Below are 6,102 nucleotides of genomic sequence, written 5' to 3'. Positions count from 1 at the left end.
AACAAAACCCTATTGGGATAGGCTTTTAATGCGATAGAACCAATTCAACAGTTATTTTAATTATATTCTGGATTATTTTATTTTTCCTTAAGTTACATGAGTGACTATTATTCGTGTATTAATTTTATGTCTTATAATTTTATTGGCGATTCTTTTATTACCTCTTGTCAATTTCTTCATTAAATGTTAATTTTTATTAAAAATATTATCTACCCTATTTAAATAGTTATGTTATTATTACTTACGATAATTAGAACATGGCAACCGCATGAATGCTCAAATAAAAAACAGAACGAATGGTATTTAAGCTATTCTAATAACAGCACTTGTTAATTTGCTTTAAATACAATCCATATTTGCGTTATTTTTGCGTTATTTTTGCGTTATTTTTGTGTTAATTGTGTTCGCAAAATGTTCATGCGGTTGCTCTGGTAATTAGAATATGCATTTCTCAGTGATGATTAACTTTATCAAAATATACATTATTAAATGGCTTGGATATGTTGTGATTTAAGTTACGTTCAGCTGTGAAATGAAATCTGATTAGAAAAAACTTGATGCTTTATATTGATGTTACTATTAATAGTGTGCTAATAATGAGAATGGGTTATTATGAATTTAATTAGATATCTTTGCGCTCACTCTTGGAAATTGCTGTGTTTTTCTATGGTAAGCGCATTAGTAGCTGGAGGTGCTGCAGCCTCACTGGTTGGTCTGGTGAGCAAAGCAATTGAGTCTCCTGGCTACTCTGTTTCATATATTTTTTTTATATTATGTTTAGTCTATTTTTTTAGTAAAGCTACTGCAGAGATTGCGTTGCTACATTTGACTCAATCTGCAATATTATCACTACGTATCAATCTTAGTAATAAACTACTGCGAACACCGTTTAAAAAGCAGCAAGAGCTTGGACGCCATGGTCTGTTAGCTGTTTTAACCAAAGATGTTGATGTGTTTTCAGATTCATGTAGGTTTGCGCCAATAGTGTTTGGTAATACCATTCTTATTGTGGCTTGTCTTAGTTATTTGGCCTGGGTCTCTTGGGTGCTATTTTTAGTCCTGACTGTATGTTTCGGTACATTGATGTATGGATTTCACATTTTAGAGAAAAATCCCTCTCAGATGATGGACAAGGTTAGAGAGCAGATTGATAATATTTATCTTAATTTTCAAAATCTTATAAGTGGAAGTAAGGAGCTACAGTTAAATACTAATCGTGGTAAATTATTTGTTAATCAAGTTATTATGCATGGTGCTGAGAATTTAAGAAAAATATTTATAAAGAGTCATGCCAGATGGGCATGGTTAGTAAATTCAGCAGATACTATGTTTTACGTAATAATTGGTTTTATGGTTTTTGTGGTACCCATTTGGTGGCCGTCTGAACCAGGTGTTCTTGTCTCGGTAGTCTTGGTTATGCTCTTTTTAGTTGGCCCTATTGGTGAAGTTATGGGGGCTATACCCGAATTACGCACGGCGGAAGTATCCTTGAAAAGAATGCGACAACTAGATAAGGATTTGCAGGAATCTCAGCTTGTATACTCTGATAAGCTTAACCCTTTCTTAGAAGTAAAGGAAAACAAGGTATTACTTGAATTACAAGATGTTGTTCATCACTACTCAAGTGATAAGGAAGATAGCCAATTCATTCTTGGGCCATTAAATCTTAAAATACACCATGAAGAGATTGTTTTTATCATAGGAGGTAATGGCAGCGGTAAAACCACTTTGGCAATGTTGTTGGTTGGTTTGTTTCAATGTGATTCTGGCTCTATTATATTAAATGGTGTAGAAATGAACGCTTCTAACAATGAGTATTATCGACAGTTTTTCTCTGCCGTTTTTTCTGATTTTCACTTGTTTGAAGAATTACTCACTATAGATTCACATATTACTGATAAAGCCACTCACTACATTCAGAAATTGGGTATGGATCATAAAGTAAAAGTAGTAGATGGAAAATTCTCTACCATAAATATATCCACTGGTCAGCGTAAAAGATTAGCTTTAGTATCTGCTTATTTAGAGGATCGTCCTGTTTATATCTTTGATGAATGGGCAGCAGATCAAGACCCGGTTTTTAAAAAAGTATTTTATACAGAATTATTACCTGAATTAAAGGCGCGTGGCAAAACCGTTATTGTTATTACTCATGATGACTCTTATTTCGGAGTGGCAGATAGAGTAGTGAAGTTAGAAGATGGACATATAAAAGATATCTAAATTCCTTATATGGACGTCAATTTGAATTCAGTTGGTGTCCATATATCTATTTGGATTATTCAAAATAAATTACACCCTATTTTTTGACTATTTAATTTCTTTGGGAAATACACTTGAACACTTGTGGCGTTTTTATGTCGAGCTACTTTTTCTATATGAGGAATGGATATGACGAACACTATTTTTAGGGAATTAGAATCTGATGTACGTAGTTATTGTCGAACTTTTCCTGCGGTTTTCTCTAAGGCAAAAGGTTCAGTTTTATATGATGCAACGGGGTGCGAATATCTCGATTTTTTCGCCGCAGCGGGTTCTATGAACTATGGACATAATGATGAGGATATGGTTGAAGCAGCCATTAATTATTTGCGCAGTGATGGAATTATTAATGGACTAGATTTGAACACTGAGGTTAAGGCAAAGTTTCTGGAGACTTTTAATGAGCTTATTTTGAAACCGAGAGAATTTGATTACAAATTACAATTTACTGGCCCTACAGGGGCTAATGCAGTTGAAGCAGCACTCAAACTGGCTCGTAAAGTGACTAATCGGATAAACATTGCTTGTTTTTCTGGTGCCTATCATGGAATGTCTTTAGGAGCTCTGGCGATGACGGCTAATGCGGCTAAGCGTGCATCCATGATTGTGCAACTACCCGGAGTAATCCGTCTGCCTTATGATGGGGCTGTAGGCGGTGGAGTTGTTAGTCAGTTACAGTTACTGGAGGATATGTTTTTCCGGCCTGGTTTTGGTATTGATCCCCCAGCAGCTTTTTTGCTCGAATGTGTTCAAGGGGAAGGGGGAGTGAATTGTGCCTCGGATGATTGGCTCCGAGGGGTTAGCTCATTAGCAAAACGGCTTGGCGCGTTGCTGATTGTTGATGAAATTCAAACTGGTTGTGGTCGTACTGGTACTTTTTTTAGTTTTGAACATGCAGGTATAGAACCGGATGTGGTTTGCTTATCCAAATCTCTAAGTGGTGCAGGCTTACCGTTTTCTATCAATCTTATAAAGCCAGAAATTGATATCTGGGCTCCAGGTGAGCACAACGGCACTTTTCGTGGTAATAACTTGGCGATGGTGATGGCAACGGTTGCATTGAAGAAATTCTGGAGCACACCGAATTTTGCCATTGAGGTGACGGATAAAGGTCATGCCCTAGCAAACCAATTACGGCAGGCCTTGGCTTCTGTTGCGGATCAGGTTGATATTGTTGGGCGTGGTCTAATGTTAGGCTTGCGTTTCAGACAGCCAGAACATGCGCGTACTATCGCAGCCAAGTTGTTCCGAGATGGTTTGCTAATTGAGGTATGTGGTCCATACAGTGAGGTACTGAAGTGTATGCCTGTACTTACCATGGAATGGGCGGTGATGCTGGCTGCAGGTCAGCGCATCGCGCAGATGGTATTAAACACTTTGCTTAACGACTATTCAAGCTCATCAACGCTATTAACTCTTGATGAGCAATACCTGCCTGTTTAGGTGCTGATGAATCCTATGAAATATAGTTATGGGGTCCCAATTAAGCCCTAATAATTTTAAAACGATCTATGTATTTTTATTGTTTTTACTAGGTTGTTATTTTCTGGCTTTATAAAAAGGTATCGAAAAATGAGTCGTTTAGATATTTTCTCTCCGAACCATCCCCTATCCACAGCACAAAGCAGCCGTTGGCTTCAGTATCAGTTAGACCCTGTCGGGAAAGGGAAACACAATAGTGCTTTTTGCGCACGAGTTAAAGGTTTAACTCCTGAACGTTTGACAATTGCATTAAACCAACTGCTGATGCGCCACCCTATGTTACGTGCTAGTTTTAGTCTAGATGATGGAGAGTTGGGCTATCGTATCAGTGATAATATTAGCATTAATGTTCACCAGCATGATGCTCAACAGATCAACACTGAAGTTCTTCAACAGCAAGTGGCAAAGGAATGCTGGCATATTTTTGACCTAGATAAACCGTTACGGATTCATGCCTGCTGGTATCAATGCAACGAGCAAGAGTCGGTTATGGTGCTAGTGTTTGACCATATTGCGGTTGATGGTTGGTCCTATTGGATGTTACTAGAAGAGCTGGGGTCATTGCTGTCATTACAGGAGCTAGAGCCTGTGCCAACCAACAGCTTTCAAGACTATGTTGCTTGGCAGAAACAGTGGCTGCAAAGTTCTGGAGCTGTTGCACAAGGTCATTTTTGGCAACAAGCGTTAAGTGGAGAGCTACCTGTGTTGCAATGGCCAAATAAATGCAGCAACACCAAAATCCCAGAAAGACAAACACTGATAAAGATGCTGCCGCTTGAGCTGGTGTCTAAGTTGCAAGTGGTAGCATCACATTATGGTGGTAGCTTGTTTGCTATTTTTTTGGCGGCATACCAAATATTGCTACATCGTTACACTGGGTTAGATGACATTATTGTTGGTACCATTATGCCAGGGCGTGGACGTGCGCGTTGGGGCAGATTAGTGGGTGAATTTATCAATCCAGTGGCATTGCGTTGTCATGTGGGTGATGATATTACAGTAAGCGAGCATATTCGTAGATCACAATATCTTATCCGTCAAGGTGTTGAAAATCAGAAGTATCCATTTTCCCAAGTATTAGAACAGATTAGATTTCCTCGTCAGCCAGATATTCATCCCATTTTTCAGACGATGATGAATTTTCAACAGGCAAGGTATGCCAGCAGCGAACTACTGTCTTTGTGGATGGAAGGAAACCTAAGCTCCTCTATTAGTTGGGGAGGCGCTGAGTTATCGGCATTCCCATATCCCGCTTATGCTGATACATCTGTACCACTTATGGTGAATGTGCTGGAAGTTGACGGGCAAATTCGTTGTGATTTCCGCTATAGTACGAGCGAATTCGATGTTGAAATTATAACGCAATTGATGGGACATTTATTTACCTTACTTGCACAGATGGCCGACGATGAGCAACAGAGGCTAGCCAGCCTAGTATTGCTTAGTGAACAAGAGCATCGACAAGTACTTTTGGGTTTCAACAACACAGCAAAAGCTTACCCTCAAAAAAATAGTTTGATTCATCAACTGATTGAACAGCAAGTTGAGCGAACTCCTGAGTCCATTGCCTTGCGTTATGGCGATGAAGAATTGAGCTATAGCGAGTTGAACTGTAGGGCCAATCAATTGTCACACTACTTAATAGAATTAGGTGTCGGCCCGGATGATAGAATAGCAATCTGCGTAGAACGCAGTATGGAAATGGTCGTGGGTCTGCTGGCTATCTTGAAGGCCGGTGGTGCGTATGTACCACTGGATCCGAGCTATCCAGAGGAACGACTGAGTTATATGTTGGCCGACAGTCAACCGCAGGTAGTGCTGACGCAGAGCGGGCTACTTGGTGTGTTACCGAAGGTATCAGTACCAGTATTGTCATTGGATGTTGAGTCACCTGTATTCCAAAAGCTGTCAATGCACAATCCTGATGCAACAGTATTAGGATTGAAACCGAATCATCTAGCTTATGTGATCTATACCTCGGGTTCGACGGGGCATCCCAAGGGAGTAATGAATGAACATAAAGGAGTGGTTAACCGTTTATGTTGGGCACACCAAGAGTACCAGCTACGGGATGATGATGTAGTATTACAAAAGACGTCATTTGGTTTCGATGTATCGGTTTGGGAGTTTTTCTTACCTCTGCTGGCTGGCGCTCAACTGGTAATTGCTCGCCCTGCTGGGCATAAAGATCCGCTTTACTTACTGGAGGAAATTGAACGCAGCGGTGTCACAACTATACATTTTGTTCCTTCTATGTTGCAAAGCTTTGTCAGCATGGTACCAGCAGGACGTTGTCGGTCATTACGCCGTATTTTATGCAGTGGTGAAACGTTACCATACAAGTTGCAGACTCAATGT

At 39.7% G+C, this 6,102-nt stretch carries 3 protein-coding genes; all 3 read left to right on the top strand.

Annotated elements, in window-relative coordinates; translation table 11 throughout:
* Positions 1–612: 612 nt before the first annotated feature.
* On the top strand, positions 613–2,223 hold the full coding sequence (locus LGZ98_RS22785) for a cyclic peptide export ABC transporter (protein WP_262978645.1): 1,611 nt from the start codon (positions 613–615) through the stop codon (positions 2,221–2,223).
* A gap of 168 nt (positions 2,224–2,391) precedes the next feature.
* A complete protein-coding gene (locus tag LGZ98_RS22780) occupies positions 2,392–3,705 on the top strand; it encodes an aspartate aminotransferase family protein (protein WP_113044294.1) in 1,314 nt (437 codons plus the stop codon).
* 129 nt (positions 3,706–3,834) lie between these two features.
* Positions 3,835–6,102: non-ribosomal peptide synthetase (locus LGZ98_RS22775; protein ID WP_262978644.1), on the top strand; the 2,268-nt coding region annotated here is incomplete at its 3' end.

It is taken from the genome of Photorhabdus kayaii (assembly GCF_025384895.1).
GTDB lineage: Bacteria > Pseudomonadota > Gammaproteobacteria > Enterobacterales > Enterobacteriaceae > Photorhabdus > Photorhabdus kayaii.
This window is presented reverse-complemented; position numbering and strand designations above follow the sequence as displayed.

Bases quoted from the DNA above. Each gene is read 5' to 3' on its own strand.
- LGZ98_RS22780 (WP_113044294.1), top strand. From the start codon at position 2,392: ATGACGAACACTATTTTTAGGGAATTAGAATCTGATGTACGTAGTTAT.
- LGZ98_RS22785 (WP_262978645.1), top strand. From the start codon at position 613: ATGAATTTAATTAGATATCTTTGCGCTCACTCTTGGAAATTGCTGTGT.